23 protein-coding genes and 1 riboswitch are annotated in these 26,888 nt (G+C 75.1%); of the genes, 12 read left to right on the top strand and 11 right to left on the bottom strand.

Annotation, left to right across the window (positions count from 1 at the left end; genetic code table 11):
- Positions 1 to 25: 25 nt before the first annotated feature.
- Positions 26 to 1,015: a LysR family transcriptional regulator gene (locus AB0L34_RS01055; RefSeq protein WP_363700821.1), complete on the bottom strand. Its 990-nt coding sequence runs from the start codon at positions 1,013 to 1,015 to the stop codon at positions 26 to 28.
- Positions 1,016 to 1,245: 230 nt separating this feature from the next.
- On the opposite strand from AB0L34_RS01055, the gene AB0L34_RS01050 reads away from it, so the two are divergent.
- The 3 genes from AB0L34_RS01050 to paaN all read left to right on the top strand — a co-directional run bounded on the left by AB0L34_RS01050 (position 1,246) and on the right by paaN (position 4,952).
- Complete coding sequence (locus AB0L34_RS01050) at positions 1,246 to 1,758, top strand: hypothetical protein (protein WP_350706872.1); 513 nt, start codon at positions 1,246 to 1,248, stop codon at positions 1,756 to 1,758.
- 448 nt (positions 1,759 to 2,206) lie between these two features.
- On the top strand, positions 2,207 to 3,226 hold the full coding sequence (locus tag AB0L34_RS01045; RefSeq protein WP_357462071.1) for a GNAT family N-acetyltransferase: 1,020 nt from the start codon (positions 2,207 to 2,209) through the stop codon (positions 3,224 to 3,226).
- A gap of 52 nt (positions 3,227 to 3,278) precedes the next feature.
- Positions 3,279 to 4,952, top strand: coding sequence for a phenylacetic acid degradation protein PaaN (gene paaN / locus AB0L34_RS01040; protein WP_363700817.1), 1,674 nt, complete (start codon positions 3,279 to 3,281; stop codon positions 4,950 to 4,952).
- Positions 4,953 to 5,000: 48 nt separating this feature from the next.
- Here paaN and AB0L34_RS01035 read toward each other — a convergent pair whose 3' ends face one another.
- Positions 5,001 to 5,546 carry a GNAT family N-acetyltransferase gene (locus AB0L34_RS01035; protein ID WP_363700815.1) on the bottom strand — a complete coding sequence of 182 codons (546 nt, stop codon included), beginning with the start codon at positions 5,544 to 5,546 and terminating at the stop codon, positions 5,001 to 5,003.
- Positions 5,547 to 5,756: 210 nt separating this feature from the next.
- Between AB0L34_RS01035 and AB0L34_RS01030 the strand changes: the two genes are divergently transcribed.
- The 3 genes from AB0L34_RS01030 to groL all read left to right on the top strand — a co-directional run bounded on the left by AB0L34_RS01030 (position 5,757) and on the right by groL (position 9,129).
- Positions 5,757 to 5,960, top strand: a complete 204-nt coding sequence (locus tag AB0L34_RS01030; protein ID WP_013288855.1) for a cold-shock protein — start codon at positions 5,757 to 5,759, stop codon at positions 5,958 to 5,960.
- Positions 5,961 to 6,145: 185 nt separating this feature from the next.
- Positions 6,146 to 7,231, top strand: a complete 1,086-nt coding sequence (locus AB0L34_RS01025; protein WP_363700813.1) for a hypothetical protein — start codon at positions 6,146 to 6,148, stop codon at positions 7,229 to 7,231.
- 275 nt (positions 7,232 to 7,506) lie between these two features.
- The gene (gene groL / locus AB0L34_RS01020) at positions 7,507 to 9,129 is read left to right on the top strand and encodes a chaperonin GroEL (protein ID WP_350706882.1); all 1,623 of its coding nucleotides are present in this window, start codon (positions 7,507 to 7,509) and stop codon (positions 9,127 to 9,129) included.
- A 59-nt stretch (positions 9,130 to 9,188) separates the two neighbouring features.
- On the opposite strand, the gene AB0L34_RS01015 is transcribed toward groL, so the two are convergent.
- The 3 genes from AB0L34_RS01015 to AB0L34_RS01005 form a co-directional block, all read right to left on the bottom strand.
- Complete coding sequence (locus AB0L34_RS01015) at positions 9,189 to 9,386, bottom strand: hypothetical protein (protein WP_350706884.1); 198 nt, start codon at positions 9,384 to 9,386, stop codon at positions 9,189 to 9,191.
- 92 nt (positions 9,387 to 9,478) lie between these two features.
- A complete protein-coding gene (locus AB0L34_RS01010; RefSeq protein ID WP_363700811.1) occupies positions 9,479 to 10,405 on the bottom strand; it encodes a GNAT family N-acetyltransferase in 927 nt (308 codons plus the stop codon).
- A gap of 46 nt (positions 10,406 to 10,451) precedes the next feature.
- Entirely contained in the window at positions 10,452 to 12,971 is a 2,520-nt protein-coding gene (locus AB0L34_RS01005; protein ID WP_363700809.1) for a S8 family serine peptidase, read from the bottom strand.
- Positions 12,972 to 13,051: 80 nt separating this feature from the next.
- Between AB0L34_RS01005 and AB0L34_RS01000 the strand changes: the two genes are divergently transcribed.
- A complete protein-coding gene (locus AB0L34_RS01000) occupies positions 13,052 to 14,869 on the top strand; it encodes a glycerol-3-phosphate dehydrogenase/oxidase (protein ID WP_363700919.1) in 1,818 nt (605 codons plus the stop codon).
- Positions 14,870 to 14,968: 99 nt separating this feature from the next.
- On the opposite strand, the gene AB0L34_RS00995 is transcribed toward AB0L34_RS01000, so the two are convergent.
- On the bottom strand, positions 14,969 to 16,369 hold the full coding sequence (locus AB0L34_RS00995; protein ID WP_363700807.1) for an FAD-linked oxidase C-terminal domain-containing protein: 1,401 nt from the start codon (positions 16,367 to 16,369) through the stop codon (positions 14,969 to 14,971).
- A 67-nt stretch (positions 16,370 to 16,436) separates the two neighbouring features.
- Between AB0L34_RS00995 and AB0L34_RS00990 the strand changes: the two genes are divergently transcribed.
- Positions 16,437 to 16,760 (top strand): DUF4031 domain-containing protein, encoded by a 324-nt coding sequence (locus AB0L34_RS00990; protein ID WP_363700805.1) that lies wholly within the window; start codon positions 16,437 to 16,439, stop codon positions 16,758 to 16,760.
- A 49-nt stretch (positions 16,761 to 16,809) separates the two neighbouring features.
- On the opposite strand, the gene AB0L34_RS00985 is transcribed toward AB0L34_RS00990, so the two are convergent.
- The gene (locus AB0L34_RS00985) at positions 16,810 to 17,445 is read right to left on the bottom strand and encodes a metal-dependent phosphohydrolase (protein ID WP_363700803.1); all 636 of its coding nucleotides are present in this window, start codon (positions 17,443 to 17,445) and stop codon (positions 16,810 to 16,812) included.
- A gap of 74 nt (positions 17,446 to 17,519) precedes the next feature.
- On the opposite strand from AB0L34_RS00985, the gene AB0L34_RS00980 reads away from it, so the two are divergent.
- A complete protein-coding gene (locus AB0L34_RS00980) occupies positions 17,520 to 18,776 on the top strand; it encodes an FUSC family protein (RefSeq protein WP_357462116.1) in 1,257 nt (418 codons plus the stop codon).
- 38 nt (positions 18,777 to 18,814) lie between these two features.
- On the opposite strand, the gene AB0L34_RS00975 is transcribed toward AB0L34_RS00980, so the two are convergent.
- The gene (locus AB0L34_RS00975) at positions 18,815 to 20,113 is read right to left on the bottom strand and encodes an aminotransferase class V-fold PLP-dependent enzyme (protein WP_363700801.1); all 1,299 of its coding nucleotides are present in this window, start codon (positions 20,111 to 20,113) and stop codon (positions 18,815 to 18,817) included.
- Positions 20,114 to 20,159: 46 nt separating this feature from the next.
- Positions 20,160 to 20,281, bottom strand: a riboswitch (SAM riboswitch).
- A 21-nt stretch (positions 20,282 to 20,302) separates the two neighbouring features.
- Here AB0L34_RS00975 and AB0L34_RS00970 point away from each other — a divergent pair.
- The gene (locus AB0L34_RS00970; protein WP_363700799.1) at positions 20,303 to 21,808 is read left to right on the top strand and encodes a PrsW family intramembrane metalloprotease; all 1,506 of its coding nucleotides are present in this window, start codon (positions 20,303 to 20,305) and stop codon (positions 21,806 to 21,808) included.
- 96 nt (positions 21,809 to 21,904) lie between these two features.
- Here the strand turns inward: AB0L34_RS00970 and AB0L34_RS00965 are convergent, their stop codons facing one another.
- Complete coding sequence (locus AB0L34_RS00965) at positions 21,905 to 22,072, bottom strand: hypothetical protein (RefSeq protein ID WP_350706900.1); 168 nt, start codon at positions 22,070 to 22,072, stop codon at positions 21,905 to 21,907.
- A gap of 102 nt (positions 22,073 to 22,174) precedes the next feature.
- A complete protein-coding gene (locus AB0L34_RS00960; RefSeq protein ID WP_350706902.1) occupies positions 22,175 to 22,513 on the bottom strand; it encodes a co-chaperone GroES in 339 nt (112 codons plus the stop codon).
- 160 nt (positions 22,514 to 22,673) lie between these two features.
- Between AB0L34_RS00960 and AB0L34_RS00955 the strand changes: the two genes are divergently transcribed.
- Positions 22,674 to 23,972: an AI-2E family transporter gene (locus tag AB0L34_RS00955; RefSeq protein WP_363700796.1), complete on the top strand. Its 1,299-nt coding sequence runs from the start codon at positions 22,674 to 22,676 to the stop codon at positions 23,970 to 23,972.
- Positions 23,973 to 23,986: 14 nt separating this feature from the next.
- Here the strand turns inward: AB0L34_RS00955 and AB0L34_RS00950 are convergent, their stop codons facing one another.
- Positions 23,987 to 26,008, bottom strand: coding sequence for an ATP-dependent DNA helicase (locus tag AB0L34_RS00950; protein WP_363700917.1), 2,022 nt, complete (start codon positions 26,006 to 26,008; stop codon positions 23,987 to 23,989).
- Between the two features lie 284 nt (positions 26,009 to 26,292).
- On the opposite strand from AB0L34_RS00950, the gene AB0L34_RS00945 reads away from it, so the two are divergent.
- Complete coding sequence (locus AB0L34_RS00945) at positions 26,293 to 26,799, top strand: DUF402 domain-containing protein (RefSeq protein WP_363700794.1); 507 nt, start codon at positions 26,293 to 26,295, stop codon at positions 26,797 to 26,799.
- The last annotated feature ends 89 nt before the right edge of the window (positions 26,800 to 26,888 follow it).

Below are 26,888 nucleotides of genomic sequence, written 5' to 3'. Positions count from 1 at the left end.
TCCGAGGCCGGTGACCGCTCGCGGCTCAGCCGCCGGCCCGGCCCGCCCCGGCGCCGGTTGCGCGCCTCGCCGCGACGTCGGCCACCCGGTCCGGTCTGCCACCGGCCGGCGTGGACACCCCGTGCAGGCGGCGCGCGACCGTCGCCGCGACCTGACGGAAGGCGAGCACGGCCGCACGGCGGTCGTGCCGTCGGGCAGCCGCGACGAAGGGCACCGGGGCGACCTCGGACAGCTCCACGAAGCGCAGCTCCGCGAGGGGCGAGAGCCCGCGTGCCGTGCGGGGGCCCACGGCCACCACCGACGGGTCCTGGAGGATCAGGTACGCCATCTCCGCCGGCGAGGTGACCGTCACCCCGCGCTGCTGCGGCGGGCAGCCGTCGCGGTAGTCGTTGAGCAGCCAGTAGTCGCGGATCGTCGGCACGTCCTCGATCCGGGGCATGGCCAGCGTGAGCACGTCCGCCAGCGACACCGCCGTCCCGGCGTCGGCCAGGGGATTCCGGGCGTTCAGCGCGAGGACGCGGGGCTCGGCGAACAGCACCGTCCAGTCGTGCCGTTCGGGGTCCAGCGGCAGCCGGGTGAGCGCCACGTCGATCTGGTCCTCCAGCAGGGCGGTGTACAGCCCGCCCACGGTCAGTTCGCGCAGGACCAGCCGTACCTCGGGGGCGGCCCGCTGCCAGGCGGGCAGGATCGACGCGAGGAGGTCGCCGGCCCCGCCGGTGCTGAAGCCGACGCGGAGCGTGCCGTCGCCGGTGCCGACGGTGTCCCGGGCCGCCCGTACGCCGTCGGCGACCTCGACCACGGCCCGCCGGGCCGGTTCGAGCAGCGCGGATCCGGCCTCGGTGAGTCGGACGCCCGCCGGCTCCCGGTGGAACAGCGGCGCGCGCACCGACCGCTCCAGGGCGCGGATCTGCTGGCTCAGCGTCGGCTGACTGACGTGCAGCAGCGCGGCGGCGCGGGTGAAGGACCGCTCCTCGGCGACGGCGAGGAAGTACCGGAGTTGACGTAGTTCCACCATGACGATCCCCCTTGCCCGACCCCCGCGGGCATCGACGATCAGAAGATCTACCAGCACTCATAGGTCCGTCCTATGGCCCATCGTTGTCGCGTCTTGGACAGCCCTCCCGACCCGGCCGAAGAATCTCCAGGTGGCGGTACCCGGAAGCTCCCGGGGTCCACCGCCGCCTGTCACATAGGCGACGAATTGCGATCGGCCGCGACCACCCGGCCGGCACGAGAGGGGTTCCCATGAACGCAGCACCGGCCCGCGTCACCCGGGCGGCCGTGACCGCCTTCACCATGCTGGCCGCCTCCCTCGGTGTGGTGGCCCTCGGCGCCACGCCGGCGGCGGCCGGGACGCTGGACAAGTACACCGTCAGCAAGTCGTCGAGCAGCTTCGACGGCGGCTGCGTGGCGGAGTCGACCGTGAGCTACTGGCCCGGCACCGACACCGCGACGTTCACCACCACGGTCCGCAACCCGTACCTGTTCGCGGCGTGCCGGGTGAACACCCGCCTGTACGTGCAGGGCGCCACCACCCAGTGGACCAGCGCCACGCACTACACGATGGCGTGTGGGATCACCGACACGACGTGCGCGTCCACCCAGACCACGACCGGCACCTACTACGCCGCCACGCCGAGCCTGACGGCGTACGTGGACAGCGTCAACGACGCGCTGGAGGCGATGGGCCTGGAGCGGTCGATGACCCGCAAGAAGGCGGTCGAGTCGATCTCGATCGAGTTCAGCAAGGCGGGCTGACGCGGCGAACGGGCGGCCGGCACCCCGGGGCGCCGGCCGCCCGTTGCCGTCACGGGACGGGCCGGCGCCCCCCGGTGACGTGTCCGACGGCCACCGTGGGCGCCGCCCGGTCCATCCCGGGTTCCGGGCAGGTCAGGGGCGCGAAGCGCAAGATCGCGGGGGCGGTCGGGAGGAACGGGGGAGAGGCGACTCACCCGGACGGGGGATCGGGTCGATCCGCCGGGTAACTGGCTTTTCGCTGTGAGTGCGGAAAACGCGCCGACAAGGACTTGACGGCAGGAACCGGGCGGCGCAAGATGCTTCGTGCGGGAGGGCGTCTCGCCGGAGACTTTGAGTTCTTGCGACCCAACGCCGGAGGCGTTGTGCGAGTGTCCCTCCCGACCAACGTCCGATCGGGCCAGCGGTTAAATCGCTGGCCCGATCGTCGTTTCCGGGCCACCCTCGGGGCATGAGCATCACGATCGCGCCGATCGACGCCGCCGACCAGGCCGCGATCGATGCGGCCTACCGGATCGGGGCGGCGGCCAACGACGTCGACCTGCCGGACTTCCCGCCCTTCTGCCGGCGGCGCTTCGAGGCCGCGATCCGGCACCCGATGCCCGGCAACGCCGCGATCTGGGCGCTGGCCCGGCTCGACGGCGTGCCGGCCGGCTACCTCGCGCTGGACCTGCCGCAGCTCGACAACACCGAGAACGCCACCGCCGACCTGATCGTGGACCCGGCCCACCGGCGTCGCGGGGTGGGCCGGGCGCTACACGAGCACGCCGTACGGCTGCTGCGCGAGCGGGGCCGCAAGCGGGTGCTGGGGATGGCGGTCGCCGCGCTGCCCGGCGGCCCGCCCCGGCCCGAGGCCGGCGCCGCCTTCGCCGCGTCGACCGGCGCGCAGCCGGCGCTGGCCGAGATCCGCAGCCGGCTCGACACCACCCGGCTCGACCACGACGGGCTGGACGCCGCGCTGGCCGACGCCCGCACCCGGGCCGACGGCTACCGCGTCCTCCGCTGGCAGGGGAGCACCCCCGACGAGCACGTCGCCGACATCGCCTACCTCGACGGCCGGCTGATGGCCGACGCGCCCCTCGGCGACGTGGAGTGGGAGCCCGAGCGGATCGACGTCGAACGGGTCCGCGGCATCGAGCGGGCGCTGGAGGCACGGGGGCGGCGGCGCTACCACACGGCGGTGCGCCACGAGGCGTCCGGCCGGGTGGCCGCCTGGACCCTGCTCGACGTGGGCCCCTCCGCCGACTGGCACGCGTTCCAGCAGATCACCATCGTCGACCCCGCTCACCGGGGGCACCGGCTCGGCCTGCTCGTCAAGATCGAGAATCTGCGGCACCTGCTCGCCCACGAGCCGGCGGTACGCGCGATCGACACCTTCAACGCGGCCGAGAACAGCTACATGATCACGATCAACGAGCAGCTCGGCTTCCGCCGGGTCGACGGCTGGACCGACTGGCAGCTCACGATCTGAGTTGTGACACGGCCCTACTGATCCTGGGGCTTCCTGTTGCATGATGGCGGGCATGACGGAGACCCCGCACCCCCTGTACGACAGGCACGCCGACACCCTGACCCGTGCGCTGACCGCGATCACGGAGCGCGGGTACTGGTCCGCCTACCCCGAGTCGCCCAGCCCACGGGTCTACGGCGAGACCGCCGCCGCCGACGGCAAGGCCGCCTTCGAGGCGTACCTCGGCGGCGACTTCCCCCTCGACCAGCCGGGCGCCGGCAACCGGGTCGCCACCGAGACCAGCCCGTTCGGCGTCGAGCTGGGCGTCCGCTACCCGCACGCCGGGGCCGACGAGCTGGTCGCCGCCGCCTCCGCCGCACTGCCGAGCTGGCGCGACGCCGGCCCGCAGACCCGGGTGGGCGTCTGCCTGGAGATCCTCGACCGGCTGCACAAGCACATCTTCGAGCTGGCCAACGCGGTGCAGTTCACCAGCGGCCAGGCGTTCGTGATGGCCTTCCAGGCCGGCGGCGCGCACGCGCTGGACCGCGGGCTGGAGGCGGTCGCCTACGCGTACGCGGAGATGACCCGTCACCCGGGGACGGCGGGCTGGGAGAAGGCCGCCGGCAAGGGCGACCCGCTGCGGATGACCAAGACCTTCCACGTGGTGCCCCGCGGCGTGGCGCTGGTGATCGGCTGCAACACCTTCCCGACCTGGAACTCGTACCCGGGGCTGTTCGCCTCGCTGGTCACCGGCAACCCGGTGGTGGTCAAGCCGCACCCGCGCGCCGTGCTGCCGCTGGCCATCACCGTCCGGTACGCCCGGGAGGTGCTCGCCGAGGCCGGCTTCGACCCGAACCTGGTGCTGCTCGCCCCCGAGACCCCCGGCGAGAAGCTCGCCTCCACGCTGGCCCTGCACCCGGCCGTGAAGATCGTCGACTTCACGGGTTCCACCGAGTACGGCGACTGGCTGGAGGCCAACGCCCGGCAGGCGGCGGTCTACACCGAGAAGGCCGGCCTGAACACGGTGGTGGTCGACTCCACCGACGACTTCGCCGGGATGTGCCGCAACCTCGGCTTCACGCTGACCCTCTACAGCGGCCAGATGTGCACCACCTCGCAGAACATCCTCATCCCCGCCGAGGGGATCGCCACCGACCAGGGGCACAAGAGCTTCGACGAGGTGGCCGGCGGGATCGCCGCCGCGATCGGCAAGCTCACCGCCGACCCGGCGCGCGGGGTGGAGCTCACCGGCGCGATCGTCAACGACGGGGTGCTGGAGCGCCTCGACGAGGTCACCAAGGTCGGCGAGACGGTGCTGGAGTCGCGTACGGTCGAGCACCCGGCCTTCCCCGGCGCGGTGGTCCGCACCCCGACGCTGGTCAAGCTGGCGGCCGACGACACGGCGACCTACTCGAAGGAGTGGTTCGGGCCGATCTCGTTCGCCGTCGCGACCGACTCGACGGCGCACAGCCTGGAGATCCTGCGGTCGACGGTCGGCGAGAAGGGCGCGCTCACCGCGGCGGTCTACTCCACCGACGAGGCGGTCCTCGACGCGGCCGAGGCGGCGGCGATCGAGGTCGGGGTGCACCTGTCCTGCAACCTGACCGGCGGGGTCTTCGTGAACCAGTCGGCGGCCTTCTCCGACTTCCACGGCAGCGGCGCGAACGCGGCGGCCAACTCCGCGCTCACCGACGGCGCCTACGTGGCCAACCGGTTCCGCATCGTGCAGTCCCGTCGGCACGCCTGAGTCGCGGTTGGGGTTTCCGGGGCGGGCCGCCCCGGAAACCCAGCCGTGTCAGGCGGCGCGGCGCATCTGGAGTTCGGTGAGCGCCGGCACGGTGGGGTGCGGCACGCGCACGCCGGTGTCGACGAAACCCAGCCGCCGGTAGGCGCGGTAGGCCCGGTCGTTGCCGACCACCACCTCCAGCATCAGCTCGGGCCGGCCGCACTGCCGGGACCAGGCGGCCACCGCCTCGACCAGCTCGCCGAGCAGGCCGGTGCCGCGCCAGGACGGGGTGACGTAGACGGCGTAGACGACGGTCAGCCCGGGCTCCTCCGGGGTCACCGTGCCCCCGGCGTGCCCGACCAGCCGGCCGCCCGGGTCCGCGACGAACTGCGCGGTGTCCGCGCCGGCCGACACGTACGCGATCCGGGCCGCGTAGTCGGCGTGCGGCCGGGCCGCCGCGTTGGCGAGGGTCTCCAGGAAGGCCAGCGGCGCGTCGGCGAGCATCTCCAGCCGCAGCGCCCGCATCCGGGCGGCGTCCCGGGGCCGGACCCGCCGGATCTCCGCGTGCCGGGCGTCCGCCGACCCCCGCCCCGGCCCGTCCGGCGTCCTCGTCATGCCGAATGCCTACCACAACGACGGATGACGATGCCCCTCGATCGGAATATGCCCGATTTGGGGTCGTGCGCCGTCGTCACGCCTCGTGTAGCGTGCGATTTCGGTCACCGAATGCAGCGGCCTCCCCCGACCGCCGGTTCGGTGGTCCTCCGGTGCCGGTCCGCCGGTCTCCGGGGTTGTGGAACGCCGTGCAGAGTGAGGAAGTGGACCGTGGCACAGGGCACCGTTAAGTGGTTCAACGCCGAAAAGGGCTACGGCTTCATCGCCGTCGACGGCGGGCAGGACGTCTTCGTCCACTTCTCCGCGATCGAGATGGACGGCTACAAGGCGCTGGACGACGGCCAGCGGGTGGAGTTCGAGATCGCCCAGGGTCAGAAGGGGCCCCAGGCCGAGCGCGTACGCGTCATCGCCTGACCCCCGTCCGCCACGGACCGGGCGGGTGGTCCGCTTGCTTCTGTAGGACCATGCCTCGCGTCCGGCTCGGCCGCCTGCGAGGCACGGCGTGCCCCGTCTGGTCCGTGGCGTGGTACCCCGGACTGCGGTGCGGGCGCCAGGCAGGGAAGATCGTGAACCGGTTCAGCCGTCGCTGAGGAGGGTTCATGTCCGACCAGCCGCCCCAGGCCACGCCCCCGTCGGGGGATCCCGACCCCGCCACGGCCGGCGACGCGAGCGCGCCGCAGCCGCAGGGGTGGGTCTTCCCGCCCACCGGCGGGTTCCCGGCCGGCTCCGGCCCGTACGGCGGGCAGCCGTGGTATCCGGGCGCGCCGGTCGCGTACCCGGGCGCGCCGGTCGTGTATCCGGGGCAGCCGGTCCACGGGTGGTACCCGCCCGGCCACGGCCTCGACCCCGCCGACCCGCTGGTCACCCCGCCCGGCGGAGGCGTGAACGGCTGGTTCGCCCGGTGCGTCGGCGCGGTGCGCCGGGGCTGGAAGACACTGCTGCCGATCCTGCTGCTCACCCAGGTGCTGCCGGCCGTGGTGCTGTCGGTGCTCGCGCTGGTGGTCGACCCGTCGGCCCGGTGGAACGAGTCGATGGCCGACGACCCGGCCGCGCTGCCCGACACCTTCCTGGCCGACCTGGGCACCATGATGGCCGTGCTGATCGGCGGCGCCCTGGTCTTCGGCCTGGTGCAGAGCCTCGGCTGGGCCGCCGGCACCTGGGTGGTCGCCCGGCAGGCGGCCGGCCAGCCGGTGACCGTCGGCGCCGCGCTGGGCCACGGCCTGCGTCGGGCGCCGGGCCTCTGGGGCTGGACCCTGCTGATGAGCGTGATCATCGGGCTCGGGGTCTGCTTCTGCGTCATCCCCGGCATCTACTTCGCCTTCGCGCTGAGCATGGCCGGCCCGGTCTACCTCTTCGAGCGGCAGCACCCGATCGGCCGCTCGTACCGGATGTTCCACGACCGGCTGGGCCTGCTGCTCGGCCGGGTGGCGCTCGTCGCGGCGGCGGTGATCGTCGGGGGCGGGGCGGCCGGCCTGGTGGAGGGCATCGGCTCGCTGCCGTTCGGCGTCACCCCGCTGGAGTCGCCGGGCACGGCGGTGGGCGCGATCGCGGTGGCGGTGCTCGGCGGCGTGCTGGGCCTGCCCGCCCACCTCGCCCAGCTGGTCGGCCTGGTCGTCACGTACGCCGAGCAGCGCGCCCACGAGGGGCCGGTGGACAGCGCGCGGCTGGCCGGTGAACTCGGCTGAGCGGGGCGGGCGTGCTTGCACTCGGCAGGGGAGAGTGCTAAACAAGTCATTGGCACTCGCACACCGTGAGTGCCAATGGTCGGGGCGGTAGGGCCACGGCCGCACGGGCGTCCACACGCCGGTGCGGCACATGGCCGGTCGTCGCGGGCTATCCGGCCCGGCCGAGGAGACGTCGTCGTCGCCAGGTGGCGACGTCCCCAAGGTGCGTACACCAGGCGGCCCATCCGGGACACAACCTCCGGGTGGCCCGTGAGTGTCCAGGAGGACAACGCCGTATGGCCAAGATGATCGCGTTCGACGAAGAGGCGCGCCGGGGCCTCGAGCGGGGCATGAACCAGCTCGCCGACGCCGTGAAGGTGACCCTCGGCCCCAAGGGCCGCAACGTCGTGCTCGAAAAGAAGTGGGGTGCCCCCACCATCACCAACGATGGTGTGAGCATCGCCAAGGAGATCGAGCTCGAGGACCCCTACGAGAAGATCGGCGCCGAGCTGGTCAAGGAGGTCGCCAAGAAGACCGACGACGTCGCCGGTGACGGCACGACGACGGCGACCGTCCTGGCCCAGGCCCTCGTCCGCGAGGGTCTGCGCAACGTGGCAGCCGGTGCCAACCCGATGGCCCTGAAGCGGGGCATCGAGGCCGCCGTGGCCAGCGTCTCGGAGGAGCTGTCCAAGCTCGCCAAGGACGTCGAGACCAAGGAGCAGATCGCCTCCACCGCCTCCATCTCCGCCGGTGACAGCACCGTCGGCGAGATCATCGCCGAGGCGATGGACAAGGTCGGCAAGGAAGGCGTCATCACCGTCGAGGAGAGCAACACCTTCGGCCTGGAGCTGGAGCTCACCGAGGGTATGCGCTTCGACAAGGGCTACATCTCGGCCTACTTCATGACCGACCCGGAGCGCATGGAGGCCGTCTTCGACGACCCCTACCTCCTGATCGTCAACAGCAAGATCTCGTCGGTCAAGGACCTGCTCCCGATCCTCGAGAAGGTCATGCAGTCGGGCAAGCCGCTGCTGATCATCGCCGAGGACATCGAGGGCGAGGCCCTGGCCACCCTGGTCGTCAACAAGGTCCGGGGCACCTTCAAGTCGGTCGCCGTCAAGGCGCCGGGCTTCGGTGACCGCCGCAAGGCCATGCTGGCCGACATCGCCATCCTCACCGGTGGCCAGGTCATCAGCGAGGAGGTCGGCCTCAAGCTGGACGCCGTCGGCCTCGACATGCTGGGCCGCGCCCGCAAGGTCGTGGTGACCAAGGACGAGACCACCATCGTCGACGGTGCCGGCGACGCCGAGCAGATCCAGGGCCGGGTCAACCAGATCCGGGCCGAGATCGACAAGAGCGACTCCGACTACGACCGCGAGAAGCTGCAGGAGCGGCTGGCCAAGCTGGCCGGCGGCGTCGCGGTGATCAAGGTCGGCGCGGCCACCGAGGTCGAGCTGAAGGAGCGCAAGCACCGCATCGAGGACGCCGTCCGCAACGCGAAGGCCGCCGTCGAGGAGGGCATCGTCCCGGGTGGTGGCGTCGCGCTGGTGCAGGCCGGCAAGACCGCCTTCGACAAGCTGGACCTGACCGGCGACGAGGCGACCGGCGCGCAGATCGTCAAGATCGCGCTGGACGCCCCGCTGCGGCAGATCGCCGTCAACGCCGGCCTCGAGGGCGGCGTGGTCGTCGAGCACGTCCGCAACATCGAGCCGGGTCACGGCCTCAACGCCGCCAACGGCGAGTACGTCGACCTGCTGGCCGCGGGCATCATCGACCCGGCCAAGGTGACCCGTTCGGCGCTGCAGAACGCCTCGTCGATCGCGGCGCTCTTCCTCACCACCGAGGCCGTCGTGGCGGACAAGCCGGAGAAGGCCCCGGCCGCCCCGGCTGGTCCGGGTGGCGGGGACATGGACTTCTGAGTCCAGTTCCACGTACGCCGGAAGGGGCGGGCCGCGTCAGCGGTCCGCCCCTTCCGCCGTCAGGTCGGCAGTGGCCGTTGGTTGCGTCTCTTCTGCGCCCGGCCGTACGGCTGCGGGATCTGGACCGGCTCGTCGACCAGCGTCACCGGCTCGTCGGTCGGCTCGTCGGCGCCGCTCATCTCCGCCTGCTGCTCGGCGTCGCCGTAGTCGAGCCGGTCGAACGGCAACGGGCCGGGGCGTTCGTCGTCCGTGGTCATGGCTGCCTCCTCTACCGAAACGGTAGGGGGCGTCGATCAAAGATGGGGGCGAATGGGGTTATCGACGTCTATATCCCCTTCGCCCCCTTCCGTCACTCCCCGAGCGTCCTGCGGTACAGGAAGAAGACCCGCTCGATCCGGGCGCCCGCGCTGCCCGAGTAGAACGGCACCGGCCCCACCCAGCCGATCTGCGCCGCCGTCACGCCCGCCGCCCGCTGGTCGCGCAGGCAGCGGCGCAGCAGCACCCCGCCGATCCCCGAGCCCTCCGCCGCCGGGGCGGTGCCCATCGGCCCGAACCAGCTCGGCCGGGACGACCCGTACGCGGCGAAGCCGAGCACCTCGCCGTCGCGCTCGGCCAGGTGGCAGCCCGCCCCTTCCCGGCCCACCGAGCCGGCCAGCTCCGCATCCCAGGCACCGCCGAACGTGGCGCGGGCGAACTCCGCCAGCGCCGGCAGGTCGGCCGGCTCGGCGCGGCGGACCGAGACGCCCCGGCCGGCAAGCCGTGCCTCCGCCGCCTCCGTGGAGCGCAACGCGGGGGAGTCGTCGTACGACAGGTCGGCGGTCATGTTCCACGCCGTCCGGTCCTGCCGGTAGCCGAGCGCCAGCGCGGCGCAGACCGCCGGGGTGTAGCGCACGTCGATCCCGGGCCAGGCGTAGTACGGCGGGTTGCCCGCCAGCAGCACCTCGGCCGCGCCGAGACCGGCCAGGGTCCGCTCGGCGGACGACAGCAGCGCCCGCCCGACGCCCCGGCGCCGGTGGTCGGGGTGCACCGCCACGAGGTCCACGTGCCCGAGCCCGGCGTCCCGCCCCGACAGGGAGCAGACCAGCGCCCCGACCAGCTCCGCCCCCCGGTACGCGCCCAGCGCGACGACCGGCCGGTCGGCGGCCGCCCGGGCCCAGAGCGCGGCCACGAGGGCCGGCGCCTCGGCGGCGTCCTCGGGCAGGTCCAGCGCCCGGCGGCACAGCTCCACCACGGCGGGCGCCCGGTCGGCGGTCAGCTCGACGATCTCCGCATCCATGGTCGCCGACCCTAGAGCACGGGGTGCGGGGGAGGGCAAGGGCCGCTCACCCGCGGGCCACCCGCACCGCCGCGTACGCGTCGACCAGGCCGGCGCCGGTGATGTTCGCGTCGCCGCCGCAGGTCTCCGTCCGGGAGGCGTACGTCGCCTCGGCCGGGGTCGCCGTGTCCCGCAGGATCTGCCGGGTGCGCGGCAGGTCGCCCACCAGCGCCGGGTTGGCCGACCACATCAGCGCCACGACACCGGCCACCTGCGGGGTCGCCATCGAGGTGCCGCTCATGGTGGCGTACCCGCCGCCGGGCATCGCCGACAGCACCTCCTCGCCGGGGGCGACCAGGTCCGGCTTCGCCGCCCCCGGCACCGGTCCACGGGACGAGAAGTCGGTGACCCGGCGCCGCTGGTCCACCGCGCCGACGGTCAGCACGTCCGCGTACGGCGCGGGCGGGTCGTCGATCGAGCCGCAGTACGGGCCGGTGTTGCCGGCGGCGGCGACGACCAGGATGCCGGCGGCCTCCAGCGCGGCGGTGGCCGGCCGGAGTGCGCGCGGGTCGCAGCCCTCGATCGGCGGGCAGCCCCACGAATTGGTGAGGATTTCCGGGGCGCGCGCCGGGCGCCCGTCCGTGAACGGATTCCCGCCGGGCGGGAAGGGCGCCAACATGAACTGGAGGCAGTCCAGGTAGTACCCGGGGTTGCCCAGGTTGCGGTCCAGGTTGACGCAGCCCACCCACTGCGCGCCCGGGGCCACCCCGATCCCCCCTCGGCCCACCGCGCTGCCCACGGTGTGCGTGCCGTGTCCGCCCTGGTCGGTCGGGGAGCGGGTGCCGTCCCACGGGTCGTACCAGGAGTCGTCGCCGCCCCGGAAGCCGGCGGCCAACGCCGGGTGCCCGCCGTCCACCCCGGAGTCGGAGCTGCCCACCACGATCCCGGAGCCGTCCACCCCGAGCTGCGACCAGACGCGGTCCGCGCCGAGCATCCGGACGTTCCACTCCGGGCCGGCCGGCGCGGGCGCGGTGCCCCGACTGCGGCCGGCCGGCGCGGGCAGCGGCCGCACCCGCTGGCTGACCAGCACCCGGGCCACCTCCGGCCGGCGGGACAGCCAGGCCCGCACCGCCGGCCCGCCGTCCACCTCGACGGCGTTGACCAGGTAGTAGGGGGTGTGGTCCAGCCGCAGCCGGCGCAGGTCCCGGCGCAGGTCGGCCTGGGTCCGCTCGGCGGTGTCGACCAGCCGCCGGTAGACCTCGCCGGCCCGCGCGTCCCGGCCGGCCCGCCCGGCCGTCGCCGGCACCCCGTTCAGGTCGGCCTGCTCGCGCAGCACCACGAACAGCCGCTCGCCGTGCAGGCCGGGCTGGCCCGCGCCGACGGCCACCGCGCCGACCGCGACCAGCAGGGCCGCGGCGGTCACCCCGGCCACCCGCCGGCTCGGCCGCCGGCCGCGGGGCCGGGCCAGCAGCACGCCGTACGCCACGGCGAGCACGGCCGCGACGGCGAGTCCGGCGCCGGCGGCGGCCGCCACCCAGAACGGCACGTCGCGGGTGTTGGCCAGGACGAGGGTGATCTCCTCGGGATCGGTGAAGGCCAGCGGGCCGAAGACGGCGAGCCCGACCAGCCAGCGGGTGGCGGCGCGGACCCCGGCCCGCCCGCCCGGCTCACTTCCGCCCGGCTCACCTCCGGTGGTGCCCGACGGGCCGGCCAGGGCGGTGCCCGACGGGTCGGCCGGGGCGGTGCCCGGCGGCGCGGCCGGGGTGGCGTCGGCCGGGCGGCGGGCCGCCGCGTGCAGGGCGGCCAGCGCGAAGCCGGCCGGCGGCAGGGTCAGCAGCAGGGGCAGTTGCGCCCCGGACTGCCCGACCCCGGCGGCGAGGACGAGCAGCGCGACCCCGGCGACCAGCCCGCCGACCAGCACCAGCCGGGCCGGCCGGGGCGGCTCGCCGACGGCGAAGCGGGACCAGAAGACGTCGTCCAGCAGCGCCCCGGCCAGCACGCCCAGGGCGGCGGCGGCGAGCCCGGCGAGCACCGTCTCCAGCAGCCCGCCGAGCGCCCCCAGCCAGACCCACGGCAGCAGCAGCGCCAGCCCGCCGGCCACCCCGAGCAGGGTGGCGGTCGGGGCGGAGGGCCGGCGCGGGGCGGCGCGGCGGGCGAGCGCCCGCAGGACGAGGGCGGCCAGGGCGGCCGTGGCGGCGAGCGCCGCGAGGTACGCCTCGTGGTGCACCGGCGGGAGCGCCCGGAGCAGCCCCAGCGCGCCGAACCCGAGTGCCGCGGCCAGCCAGGCCCGGCCGGTGGCGCGGACCGCCGCCGAGCGGGGCAGCAGGGCGAGCGGAAGCGCGGGCGCGCCGACCAGCAGCACGGTGAACAGCACCGTCGCCGGCCAGAGCCACACCACGCGGTGCAGCCCGGAGGCCAGCACGATCTGGTCGGCCAGCCACCCGCCGAGCTGGCTGACCACCACGACCCCGACCGTCCAGCAGCCGGCGACCGCCGCCGCCACCACGGGCCACGGACTCGACCGGGCCGGCGCGGCCGGCGGGAGCGGGGCGGGCTGACCAGCGGGGAACGGGGGGCCGATCTCCATTCCTCAGACAGTACGGCGCGGACGGTGTGTGCCGCCGGTGTGGCCGTGACGGTTACCGTGGACGGGTGCGCGACCCCAACGTGTCCCGAACCGAGGCCAGCCAGCTCTCCCCTGAGCGCCGGGCCACCGACCTGCGCCGCCTGCGGGCCGAACGCTTCGACGTGCTGGTCATCGGCGGTGGGGTGACCGGGGCGGGCGCCGCCCTCGACGCGGCCTCGCGGGGGCTGAAGGTGGCCCTGGTGGAGGCGCGCGACTACGCCGCCGGCACCTCCAGCCGCTCCAGCAAGCTGATCCACGGCGGCCTGCGCTACCTGGAGCAGCTCGAGTTCCACCTGGTGCACGAGGCGCTCACCGAGCGCGGCCTGCTCGCCACCCGGCTCGCCCCGCACCTGGTGCGGCCGGTGCCCATCCTGGTCCCGCTGCCCGGCGGGCGCGGCGCGCGCGACCTGCCCGGCCGGCTGTTCCGCCGCTCCTACTACGGCGCCGGAGTGGCGGCGTACGACGCCTTCGCCGGGATCTTCGGCGGCGGCCGGGGCATGCCGCTGCACCGCCACCTGACCCGCGAGGGCGCCCGCCGGGTCTTCCCCAGCCTGCGGCCCGACGCGCTGGCCGGCGCGATCCGCTACTACGACGGGCAGGTCGACGACGCCCGGCTGGTGGTGACCCTGGCCCGCACCGCGGCCAGCCTCGGCGCGACCGTGGTGCCCAGCGCCCGGGCGGTCGGGCTGATCCGGCAGGCCCGCGAGGTCACCGGCGTCCGGGTCCGCGACCTGGAGGCGCCGGCCGGCTCCCCGGACGCCGAGTTCGAGGTGCGCGCCCGCACCGTCATCGCCGCCACCGGCGTGTGGAGCGACGACATGTCCCGGATGCTGAACGACGTCGGGCTGCGCCCCGGCATCCGCGTCCGGGCCTCCAAGGGCGTGCACCTGGTGGTGCCCCGCTCGGCGATCACCGGCGAGGCGGGGCTGATCCTGCGTACGGCGACCAGCGTGCTCTTCGTCATCCCGTGGGGCGGGCACTGGATCATCGGCACCACCGACACCGACTGGCGGCTCGACCGGTCCCACCCGGCCGCCTCCGCCCGGGACATCGAATACCTGCTGGAGCAGGTCAACACCGTGCTGGACCGGCCGCTCACCACGGCCGACATCGAGGGCGTCTACGCCGGTCTGCGGCCGCTGCTGGCCGGCGAGGCCGACTCCACCTCGAAACTGTCCCGCGAGCACGCCGTCTTCGAGCCGATGCTCGGGCTGCTGCTGGTCGCCGGCGGCAAGTACACGACGTACCGGGTGATGGCCTCGGACGTGGTCGACCGGGCCGCCCACCGGCTCGGCGCCGTACGCCCCTCGCGTACCGCCGACCTGCCGCTGCTGGGCGCGGACGGCTACCCGGCGATGTGGCGGGGCCGGGCGGACCTGGCCCGCCGGCACGGGATGCCGGTCGGGGTGGTCGAGCACCTGCTGGAGCGCTACGGCACCCTCACCCTGGACCTGCTCGCGTTGGTCGACGCCGACCCGCTGCTCGCCTCCCCGCTGGCCGGCGCTCCGGAATACCTCGCGGCCGAGGTGACGTACGCGGCCCGGGCGGAGGGGGCGCTGCACCTGGAGGACGTGCTCACCCGGCGGACCCGGATCTCCTTCGAGACCGCGCACCGCGGTCTGGAGTCGGCCGGGCACGCCGCCGAGCTGATGGGCGCGGTGCTCGGTTGGGACGAGGCCACCCGGGCCCGCGAGGTGGAGCACTACCGGGCCAGGGTGGAGGCGGAACGCCAGTCCCAGCTGATGCCCGACGACGCCACGGCGGACGCCGCCCGGCTCGGCGCGCCCGACGTCCGGGGCTTCGCGGCAGACCGCGGCTCGGACGACGATCCCGTCGAACTGCCGTCGTCGTCCCGCTGACCGATCCCCAACCCCTACCTTCGGCGGCCGACCGCGGTGACCCGCCGCCCCCGCGGCTCCGCCGCGCGTCGCCCCGCCGGCGCCCCCGGGCGGGGCCGGTCAGAGGACCTTGCCGGGGTTGAGCAGGCCGGTCGGGTCGAGCGCGGCCTTGATCGCCTGGTGCACGGCGACGCCCACCGGGCCGATCTCGCGGGCCAGCCAGTCCCGCTTGAGCAGGCCCACGCCGTGCTCGCCGGTGCAGGTGCCGCCCAGCTCCAGGCCGAGTCTCATGATCTCGTCGAAGGCGCGCCGGCCGCGTTCCAGGCTCGCCGGGTCGGCCCGGTCCACCACGATGTTCGGGTGCATGTTGCCGTCGCCGGCGTGCCCGACGACGCCGATCGGCACGTCGCATTCCGCCGCGATCCGGGCCACCCCGTCCAGTAGCGCCGCCAGCGCGCCCCGGGGCACCGCCACGTCGTCGATGACCAGGCCGCCGTTGCCGCCCGGGTAGGCGTCCGCGGCGAACCTCTCCATGGCCGGGTGCGCGAGCCGGCGGGCCTGCAACAGGGCGGCCGCCTCCACGGCGTCGGTGGCCGCGTAGACCTCGTCGGCGCCGGCCGCCTCGCAGACCGCGGCCAGCCCGGCCAGCTCGTCGGCCGCCCGGCCGCCGGTGTCGGCGGCGGCCAGCAGCAGCGCCTGCGCGTCCGTCCGCAGGCCCATCGGCCGGTACGCCTCGATCGCCCGCAGGTGGGTCTGGTCCAGCAGCTCCAGCAGGCTGGGGGAGAGGCCCCGGGCGGCGATCTCGGCGACGGCCGCGCCGGCCGCGGCGGTGGACGGGAAGACCGCCACCATGGTCAGCGACTCCGCCGGGGCGGGCCGCAGCGCGACGGTCACCTCGGTGATCACGCCCAGGGTGCCCTCGGAGCCGACGAAGAGCCGGGTGAGGTCGTACCCGGCGACGCCCTTGGCCGTGCGGCGGCCGGTGCGCAGCACCTCGCCGGAGGCGAGCACCACCTCCAGGCCGAGGACGTACTCGGTGGTGACGCCGTACTTGACGCAGCACATGCCGCCCGCGTTGGTGGCGACGTTGCCGCCGATGGTGGAGGACTCCCACGAGCCGGGGTCGGGCGGGTACCACAGCCCCTGCTTCGCCACCGCGGCGGCGAGCGTCGCGTTGACCACGCCGGGCTGCACCACGGCGATCCGGCTCACCGGGTCGATCTCCAGGATGGCGTCCATCGCGACCGTGCTGAGGACCACCGCGCCGTCGACCGCGTTGGCCGCGCCGGCCAACCCGGTCCGCGCCCCCTGCGGCACCACCGGCACGCCGTGCCGGGCGGCCGCCCGCAGCACGGCGGAGACCTGGGCGGTATCGCGGGGACGGACGACCACCAGGGGCGTGCCGGCGGCGCAGAGGTCCGCCTCGTCCCGTTCGTGCATCCGGAGCAGGTCCGGGTCGGTCAGCACGGCGTCGTCGCCGAGCGCCGCCCGCAGGTCGTCGAGGAGAGGGGGTCCGGCCATGCCGCCGAGGCTACGGTCGGCCGCGCGCGACCGACAACCGGCCCGCGCACCGGGTACCTTGGCCGGCATGCTCTACCTGGACCGGCCCGCCTGGCCGTGGCGGGGGCGGCTCTGGTCCCACCTGATCAGCGACGTCTCCCACGCCGAGGTGCACGCCTTCGCCGAGGCGCTGGGGGTGCCCCGCCGGGGTTTCGACCGGGACCACTACGACATTCCCGCCGAGCGGTTCGCCGCGGCGGTCTGGCTGGGTGCCCGGGTGGTGCCGAGCCGGGAACTCGTGCGCCTGCTCCGGCAGGCCGGCCTGCGCCGACCGAAGCACCTGACCCGCCCCCGCACCCCCGCCGCCCGCCCCTCCGGCGATCTTGCGGTTCCGGCCCTCCCCACGCGGTGACCCACGGCTCTCGCCAGGGCCGAAACTGCGCGGGGGTGGGGGCCGGGAGTCAGTGGAGGGTGGCCAGTTCGCGGGTGAGGTTGGCGCGGGCCCGGGCTTCCCAGCGGGTGGCCAGCGGCGGCAGCCGGAACAGGGCCGGCAGGGCGAGCAGCCCGGCGAGCACCCGGGCGCGGCCGGCCCGGAAGGCCGGGTCGGGCACGTGCGCGTACTCCCGGCGGATCGCGGCGGCGTAGTGGTCGTACGCCGCGGGTGGCGCGGCCAGGACGGCGAGGTCGGCGTCGCAGAGCAGCGCGCCGTCGGCGTCGCCCGGGTCGACGGCGTGCCCGGCGGTGAGCAGGACCAGCCGGCGGACCTCGGCCACGGCGTCGGCCGGCAGCCCCGACCGGGTGAGCAGGGCGTCGGCGAGCGCCGCGCTGTCCCGCTCGTTGGCGTCGCCCTCGGCGCGCGGATCGTAGATCGCGTCGTGGCACCAGGCCGCGAGGCGCACCAGGTCCGGCCGCGCGGCGGACGGCGCGTGCGCGTCGACCACGTCGAGGACGACGGTCAGGTGGGCGACCGTGTGGTAATGCCGGTGCGGTTCCCGCCAGCGCGCCAGCAGCTCCGCCCCGGCCCGGTCCCGCTCCGCCGCGTCGGTCGCCCCGGCGCCCCGGGCCGCCGCCCGCCACCGGTCGAGAAGGTCGGCCATGCGGCCGAGTCTGCCGCACCGCCGCCGACACGGAGGATTCACCCGCCCCGGTACGGGTAGTCCCCGCCATGGCCGTGGCCCGGGACCGTCGACTCTCGCTGGTGCGGCGCGCCATCCGCCGCGACGGCGGAACGGACATCGACGCGGCCCGCATCGCCGACGCGATGGAGAAGCTGCGGCACCGTGGCAGGGCGACCCTGCACGACCGGCTGCACCGGGTGCGGATGGCGTGGGGCCTGGCCGTGCAGGCCGGCCTCGCCGCCGGCCTGTCCTGGTGGGCGGCGCACAATCTGCTGGGCAACCCGGAGCCGGTGTTCGCGCCGATCTCCGCAGTCGGCACCCTCGCCGCCTCGGTCGGCCAGCGGCTCCGCCGCACGGTGGAGCTGATCCTAGGGGTGGCGATCGGGGTCGCCGTGGGCGACTTCCTCATCTACCTGGTCGGCACCGGGGCGTGGCAGCTCGGCCTCGTGGTGACCGGGTCGATCGTGCTGACCATCTTCGCCGGCGCCAGCGTGTCCATCGTCATCCAGGCAGCGGCCACGGCCGTGCTGATCGTCACGCTGAGCCCGAAGACCGCGAACCTGGAGATCCCCCGGTTCGTCGACGCGTTCGTCGGCGGCGGGATCGCGTTGCTGGTCACCTCGGTCCTGCTGCCGCTCAATCCGCTCCGGGTGATCAACCGGGCCGCCCGGCCGGCGCTGGACCTGCTCGCCGCCCAGCTCGACGACACCGCCGACGCCCTCCGCGAACGGGACCGGGACAAGGCCCAACGGGCCCTGGACCGGCTGCGCAACAACCAGGAGGAGCTGTCCACCTTCACCGAGGCGATCGAGGGGGCGAAGGAGACCGCCGTCCTCTCGCCGGCCCGGTGGCACCGGCGGGACGAACTCACCCACTACGCCGAGGCCGCCGACCCGATCGACCGGGCGATGCGCAACGCCGGCACGCTGATCCGGCGCGCGGTCACCATGATCGAGGACGAGGAGCCCGTGCCGGAGCCGATGCCGGATGCGGCGGCCCACCTCGCCGAGTCGGTACGTCTGCTCAAGCACGAGTTCGCCGTCGGCGAGGAGCCGGAGAAGGCACGGGAGCGGGCGCTGCGCGCGGTCAGCGAGGCCGGCCGGGCGTACGGCGAGGGGGTGGGCTTCTCCGGCAGCGTGGTGATCGCGCAGGTGCGCACCACGGCCAGCGACCTGCTGGTGGCCTCCGGGATCAGCCAGGAGGAGGCGAACCGCCTGGTCCGGGAGTCCTTCGGCGAGCAGGACACCCCGAGCGGACAGGCCGAGCCCGCCGCCGCCCCGAAGCCGCCCACCGCCCCGCCGGTCGGCTGACCCGCCGGCCCGCGGGTCAGCCGACCGGCGGCGGTCGTTCAGGCCGCCGCGGCGAGGGCGGCGAGCAGCCGGTCCACGTGTTCCGCCGTGCTGCCCAGGCCGACGCTCGCGCGCAGGGCGGTCGGCGGCAGGTCCCGCCGGCCGCTGCGCGCCGCCGCCTCGGCGAGCAGTCGCCGGGCCAGCGGGTGGGCGCAGAAGAGGCCGTCGCGCACCCCGATGTCGTGGTTGCCGGCCAGGTCCGCCGCCACGTCCGCCGAGTCCCGGCCGGCCACCACGAACGACACGATGCCCACCCGCGGCGCGTCCGGCCCGAAGGTGCGCAGCTCGACCACGTGCGGCAGGGCCGCCAGGCCGCGGCGCAGCCGGGCCAGCAGGGCCTGCTCGGCGTCGTGCAACGCCGCCCGGTCGGCCCCGGCCAGGGCGCCGCAGACCGCCGCGAGGGCGACCGCGCCGAGCAGATTCGGCGTGCCCGCCTCGTGCCGGGCCGGTCCGGTCGCCCAGCGTACGTCGTGGGTGGCCGCGCCGACGTGACCGGTGGCGCCCCCGCCGGCCAGGTACGGCGGCGCGGCGTCCAGCCAGTCCGCCCGCCCGACGAGCACCCCCGCGCCGAACGGCGCGTACAGCTTGTGGCCGGAGACCGCGAGGTAGTCGACGTCGAGGGCAGCGACGTCCACCGGCGCGTGCGGGGCGAGCTGCGCGGCGTCCACGGCGATCCGGGCCCCGTGCCGCCGGGCCACCCGGGCCAGCTCCGCCACCGGCCAGAGCTCGCCGGTCACGTTGCTCGCCCCGGTCACCGCGACGAGCACGGGCGGGCGGTGGTCGGCGCCGGGGCCCCCCGCCGCGCCCGGCCGGCGCAGCTCGGCGAGGGCGGCGGCCAGCGCCCGGACCGCCTCGGCCGGCTCCCGCGGCACCGGCAGCCGGACCGATCCGCGCGGCCAGGGCAGCAGGTTCGCGTGGTGCTCCCCGCCGAAGGTCACCACCGTGGTGCCGGCGGGCAGCACCCGGGCCAGCAGGTTCAGCGCGTCCGTGGTGTTGCGGGTGAAGATCACGTGGTCGCCGGCGCGGGCGCCGAAGAAGTCGCCGACGGTCTGCCGGGCGCGCTCGTAGGCGAGGGTGCAGCGCCGCGACAGCGCCCCCGCGCCGCGATGCACGCTGGCGTACCAGGGGAGCAGCTCGGCCACCGCGTCGGCGGCGGCCCGCGCGCACGGCGCGGTGGCCGCGTAGTCCAGGTTGACCTGGCCCGGCACGCCGAGCACGTCGAGCGGCCCGGCGGCCGCGGGCGGCGGCGCGGCCCGCGTCGGGTGCGGCGCGGGCGGGGGTACGAGGGTGACGGTCATCGGCCGACCTCCGGGTCCGGGGACCCCGGGTGGGCACACCGGGCGGGGTCCGCGCTTGCCCGGCACGCGAATCGGGCCGGGCCCGGTCATCACCCGGGGCACCCCACCGCGAACCTCGACGAGGGTTGCCGGCCAGCAAGCCGGGGCTTGACGCTGGCGCTCGTGACCTGCCGGCAGCATAGCGCGCGGATGCGCCCGGTCCAGCCGGCCGGGGGTGACTACGCTGACCGCATGGCCGACACCCCGCCCGGCGCACCCCTGCCGTCGTCGCCGACCGTGCCCGCCGTCCCGCCGTCGGGCGCGGCCGCTCCCCGGATGCCGCTGCGCCGGCTGGGCTGGCGGCGGGCCCTGGTGCTGGCCGGGGTCGTCCTGCTGATCGCCGCCTGCGCGGTGTTCATGGTCTTCACGCTCGGCGAGAGCCTCGGCGTGCAGGCGCTGCTGATCGGCCTGGTCGCGGCGATCCTGCCGGTTCCGGTGCTGGTGGGCTGTTTCCTCTGGCTCGACCGGTACGAACCGGAACCGCTGAAATACCTGATCTTCTGCTTCGCCTGGGGCGCGTTCGTCTCGACCGCCGCCTCGCTGACCGTCAACGAGTTCTCGTCCGGGCTCTTCGACGACTGGGGGCTGCCGACCGCGCTGACGGCGGTGCTGGTCGCGCCGTTCATCGAGGAGCTCACCAAGGCGCTCGGGCCGATCCTGCTGCTGATCTTCCGCCGACGGGAGATCTCCGGGATCACCGACGCCCTGGTCTACTGCGGGCTCTCCGCGATCGGGTTCGCCATGGTGGAGAACATCCTCTACCTGGGCGGCTACGGCTACGCCACCGGCGTCGAGCGGTACGGCCCGGCGACCGGCACGCAGCAGGTCATCGCGATCTTCATCGTCCGGATCCTGCTCTTCGGCTTCGCCCACCCGCTGTTCACCTCGATGACCGGGGTCGGGCTGGGCATCGCCGCCCGCACCGCCGACCGGCGCGTCCGGGTGCTCGCCCCGATCGCCGGCCTGCTGCTGGCGATGATGCTGCACGGCCTGTGGAACCTGCTGCCCACGCTCACCCAGGCCACCGGTGAGGCGTTGATCATGCTGTACGGCTTCATCGGCGTGATGGTGCCGATCTTCTTCGGCATGGTCGGGCTGGCCCTGTGGCTGCGGGCCTGGGAGGGGCGGCTCACCGAGCGCACCCTGCCGGACTACGTTCGGGCCGGCTGGCTGACCCCGCCGGAGGTGGCGGCGCTGAGCAGCCTGGGGCGACGGCACGCGGCCCGGGTGTGGGCCAAGCGGGTGGCCGGGGACGCCGGCGTGCGGGCCATGCGCGGCTACCAGTTCGCGGCGACCCGGCTGGCGCTGCTGCGCGACGGCGCGCTGCGCGGCCTGGACCGCAGGCCGGTGGACCGGGAACGGACGGCGCGGGAGGAACGGGAGCTGCTGGAGGCGATCGCCGCGTACCGGTCGTTCTTCGTGGGGAGGGATCCGCAGGCGCCGGCCGGGATCTGGGACGGGCACCGCTACCACCTGCGGTTCCCGGACGGCTCGCAGCGGACGGTCGAGGCGCCGGACGAGCCGGTGGTGCCGATCCCGGTGGTGCTCGCCCCGCCGCCCCCGGCCTTCCCCGCCGGCTACGGGGCCCCCGGCTACGGCCCGCCCGGCTGGCCCGGCGCGCGACCCGCGGGTCCCTGGCCGCCCGGCCACCACTGACTCCGGTCCCCGGCCGCCCGGCCACCACTGACCCGCTCCCGGCCGGCGGTCACCGCTGGGGCGGCGCCCCGGGTCGCTTCCTGGTGGCCCGGGTCGTCAGGTCATCAGGCTGGTGAGGAAGTCGCCGAGGCCCTGCGCCATCGCCATCAGCCCCGCCCCGATCGCCTTGAACATCTCGGCCGCGCCCTCGGGCCGGAACGCCATGAAGTAGATCAGGAACGCGACGCTTCCCCAGAGCAGCAGCTTCTTCACGAATACCGGCATCGTCCCTCCCCAGGGCCGGTGGTGCGGCTGGCTTCCCGGCCGGGAGCGCCGCAAACGACACCGGCGCCCGCAGCCGCGCGCGGCGGGGCGGGCGGGGAGGGCTCAGAGGTAGAGGCCGGTGGAGTTGTCCTCCACGCGCTCGGCGGCCACGGCGTGCACGTCGCGCTCGCGCAGCAGCACGTACCCGCGGCCGTGCAGCTCGACCTCCGAGCGGTCGTCCGGGTCGAACAGGACCCGGTCGCCCGAGACGATGGCGCGGACGTTCGGCCCCACCCCGACAGCGGTGGCCCAGGCGAGCCGCTTGCCCACGGCGGCGGTCGCCGGGATCACGATGCCGGCGGTGGAGCGGCGCTCACCCTCGCTCCCCTCCATCCGCACCAGCACGCGGTCGTGCAGCAGGCGGATCGGCAGGCCGGAGTCGAGATTCTTGTCGGCGGTCACGCCGGAAACGCTACCGTGTCCCGGTCGGGCGACCGTGAGCGGTTACGCGCCGGGGGCGGGGGGCACTGGGTGGCGGAACTGCCCTACGGTGGCGTGGTCGGACGTATCCTGTCCGCCCACCGGGGCGGGCACGGCCAGGTTCTGAAGCCAGGAGGTGCGCTTGAGCCGCTTCGAGCGGGTACGCGGACGGCTCCGTCGCGCGTACGAGTCGGGCCGGGAATCGGTGCGCCCCCGTCGTACGGACCCGGTCGACGCTTCCGAGCCGGCCGGGGTGGCCTCGCCGGCGTCCCCGGGGCCGGCGGCGGCGCCGTCGGCGACCGTGGTCGGGGCGGAGGCGCCGGCGGCGGTGCACACCTCCACCTCCAGCCGGGACGACGCCGACGTGCCGCACGGGCTGCGGATCGCCGCCGCCTGGTCGTGGCGGCTGATCGTGATCGGCGGCGTCGCCTGGGCGCTGATGAAGATCGTCGGCACCATCAAGATCGTGGTCATCCCGCTGGCGGTCGCGCTGCTGCTCTCGGCGCTGCTCGCGCCGGCCGTCGGCTGGCTGCTGCGGGCCCGCTTCCCCCGCTCGCTGGCGACGGCGGTGGTGCTGGTCGGTGGCCTGGCCGCGGTGATCGGCACGCTGACCCTGGTGGTGAACGAGTTCATCCAGGGCGTGCCGGAGCTGAGCAAGAAGTCGTCGGAGGGCGTCCGGCAGATCCAGGACTGGCTCAAGACGGGCCCGCTGCACCTCTCCGACGGCCAGCTCGACCGCTACATCGAAGAGGGCCAGAAGTGGGTCAACGACAACACCGAGAAGCTCACCAGCGGCGCCCTCTCCACGGCCGCGACGCTGGCCGAGGTGCTGACCGGCACGCTGCTGGTGCTCTTCGCCACCTTCTTCTTCCTGCGTGACGGCAACCGGATCTGGCGCTTCCTGGTCCGGCTGCTGCCGGTGGCCGCCCGTTGGAAGGTCGACGACGCCGGTCGGGCCTCCTGGTCGACCCTGGTCGCCTACGTACGCGCGACCGTGCTGGTCGCCTTCATCGACGCGGTCGGCATCGGCATCTTCCTGGTCGTCTTCGACATCCCGTTCGCCTTCCCGCTCGCCGCGCTGGTCTTCCTCGGGGCGTTCATCCCGATCGTCGGGGCGACCCTGTCGGGCGTCGTCGCGGTCCTGGTCGCGCTGGTCGACAGCGGCCTGGTGACCGCGTTGATCATCCTCGGCGTGGTGATCGGGGTGCAGCAGGTGGAGGGGCACCTCCTCCAGCCACTGATCATGGGGCGCGCGGTGGCCATCCACCCGCTCGCGGTGATCATCGGGATCGCGGCCGGCGTGGTCCTCGCCGGGATCACCGGCGCGCTCGTCTCGGTGCCGCTGATCGCCGTGCTGAACACGGCCGTCCGCCGGCTCGCCGCCCGCACCGTTCCGGACACCCCGCCCGACGCCGTCGTCGTCGCCTCCAAGGCCCCCTGACCCGCCGGGGCGGGTCAGACCTTGGCGAGGCGTTCGAGGGCGCCGCGGGCGACCTCCGGCCGGGTGGTGTACCAGAACGGCGGCAGCGAGCGGCGCAGGAAGGCTCCGTAGCCCCGCGCGGTCTCCAGCCGCGAGTCGAGCACCGCGACCACGCCCTTGTCGCCGGTCGACCGGATCAGCCGCCCCACCCCCTGCGCCAGCCGGACCGCGGCGATCGGCACGCTCACCGCGGCGAAACCGGACCCGCCGTTGGCGTCGACCGCGGCGGCCCGGGCCGCCGCGAGCGGCTCGTCCGGCCGGGGGAAGGGCAGCCGGTCGATGACCACCAGCTGGCAGGAGTCGCCCGGCACGTCGACGCCCTGCCACAGCGACATCACCCCGAACAGGCAGCTCGCCTTCTCCTCCCGGAACCGGCGCACCAGCAGCGGCAGCGCCTCCTCGCCCTGCAGCAGGACGGGCAGGTCGGTCCGCGCGCGCAGCAGCTCCGCCGCCTGCTGCGCGGCCCGTCGCGAGGAGAAGAGGCCGAGCGTACGCCCGCCGAGCGCGGTGACCAGCGCGAGCAGCTCCTCGCCGGCCGCGTCGGGCAGCCCGGAGACGCTGGGCCGGGGCAGGTGCGCGGCGACGTAGAGGATGCCCTGCCGCGCGTAGTCGAACGGCGATCCGACGTCGAGCGAGCGCCACCCGGGCCCCGACGTCGCCGGCACCCCCGGTGTGCCGGTCGCCGGCCCGGCCCCGGCGGTCGGCGTGGACCCGGCGCGGCCCGCCTGGTCGGAGCGGCCGGCGGCCCGGGCGGCCAGGGCCGCGGCGGCCGGTGACGGCGGGTCGGCCGGGGGCGCCTCCAGCCCGAGCGCCCGGGCCACCGTGTCGAACCGGCCGCCGAGCGTCAGGGTCGCCGAGGTGGCGACCACCGTGCGCTCGTCGTACAGGTGGGTGGCGAGGGTGCCGGCGACCGACAGCGGCGCGACCACCAGCGCGCGGCGGCCGGTGTTGTCGTTCTTCTCCACCCAGGCCACGTCGTGGTCGGCCTCTTCCAGCAGCCGCTGGGCGGTGGCGGAGAGCTCGTCGAGCACCGCTTTGGCCTGCTGCTTGCGCACCGGATCGGGGTCGTCGGCCTTGATCTCGCCGATGCCGTCGAGCGCCGCCCGGGTGGCCGCGTCGAGCAGGGTGCACGCCTCGCGCAGCGCGGCCGGCAACCCGGAGGTGATCCGCCCGGCCGGCGCCTCCGCCAGCCCGACCGCCAGGGCGTCGCCGGCCGCGGTGAGCGACTCGGCGGTATCCGGGCGCAGCAGTGGGCGGGCCCGCTTCGCGGAGCGGTCGATCAGTTCCGGCACCAGCTCGGCCTGGGCGGCCGAGGAGACGCGGTCGGCCAGCTCGTGCGCCTCGTCCACGATGAGCAGCTTGTGCGGCGGCACGATGTGCCGGCCGGCGAGCATGTCCACGGCCAGCAGGCTGTGGTTGGTGACGACGATGTCGGCCTCGCGGGCCCGGGCGCGGGATGCCTCGGCGAAGCACTCCGCGCCGAACGGGCAGCGGGCCGCGCCGACGCACTCCCGGGCCGGCATGGAGACCAGCCGCCACGCCTGGTCGTCGACGCCCGGGTCCAGCTCGTCCCGGTCGCCGGTGTCGGTCTTCTCCGCCCAGTCGCGCAGCCGCTGGATCTGCTTGCCGAGCCGCCCGGCCTCGCCGAGCCACTTCGTGCCGCCGCCGGGGCGCGCCGCCGGGGCGTCGAAGAGCGTGTCCTCCGGCTCGTCCTCCGTGGAGTTGTCCAGCCGGGCCAGGCAGAGGTAGTGGTGCCGCCCCTTGAGCACGGCGAAGGTGGGCCGGCGGCCGAGCACCGGCTCCACGGCGTCGGCGAGCCGGGGCAGGTCGTGGTCGACCAGTTGGGACTGCAACGCCAGGGTGGCCGTGGAGACCACCACCGGGCCGTCCACGGTCAGCGCCGGGGTGAGGTAGGCCAGCGACTTGCCGGTGCCCGTGCCGGCCTGCACGAGCAGGTGCTCGCGCGCCTGCACGCACTCCTCGATGGCGGTGGCCATCTGCTGCTGGCCCGGGCGCGCGGCGCCGCCGGGCACCGCGCCGACCGCGGCGGCGAGCAGCTCCGCCCCGCTCGGCCGGGAGCCCCGCCGGCGGCCTCCGGTGCGGGGCGAGGGGGCAACGGAACCGGTGGCGAGGCGCGGAGTCACCGTGCGACGGTACCCGCCGGCGCCGACACCGGCCGCGCCGATCCGGGCGTGGCGTCGTCACGGTACGGAATCCCACGGGCCGAGTCCGGTAATTTCCGTGCGGCGACCGATGGGCGGTATCGGTTAGGGTGCGACTCATGCCGAGCGACGTGGTCCGCGTGATCTACCGCAAGTACGACGGCAGCGCCCACCGCGACTACCCGGCCCGTCGGCTGGCCGAGGACGACCTCGGCGTCTGGCTCGGCGTCACCGAGGGCACGAAGTCGGTCTACCACGGCCGGCCGTCGGTCGAGCAGATCCCGTTCGTGCTCCTGGTGCCCCACCAGGGCTGGTGGACCGGCATGTTCAACCCGCCGCCGCGCACCAGCGAGGTCTACTGCGACATCGCCAGCCCGGCCCGCTGGGAGAGCGACCACACCGTCCACCTGATCGACCTGGATCTGGACGTGGTGCGCCGCCGGGCCACCGGCGCGGTCGAGCTGCGCGACGAGGACGAGTTCGCCGAGCACCGGGCCCGCTTCGGCTATCCGGACGACGTGGTGACGGAGGCCGAGGCGGCGGCCCGGTGGCTCCTCGGCGCGCTCGGCGACGGCACCGAGCCGTTCGCCACGTCGTACCGGAAGTGGCTCGCCCTGGTGGTCTGAGCCGGCGCGGTCGCCGTGGCCGGGGCGCGCCCGAGCGCCGCCACCGACACGGGGCCCACGGGGCACCGACGCGGCGTCCGGGCGTCGGT

The sequence above is a fragment of the Micromonospora sp. NPDC052213 genome (assembly GCF_040679695.1).
GTDB lineage: Bacteria > Actinomycetota > Actinomycetes > Mycobacteriales > Micromonosporaceae > Micromonospora.
This window is presented reverse-complemented; position numbering and strand designations above follow the sequence as displayed.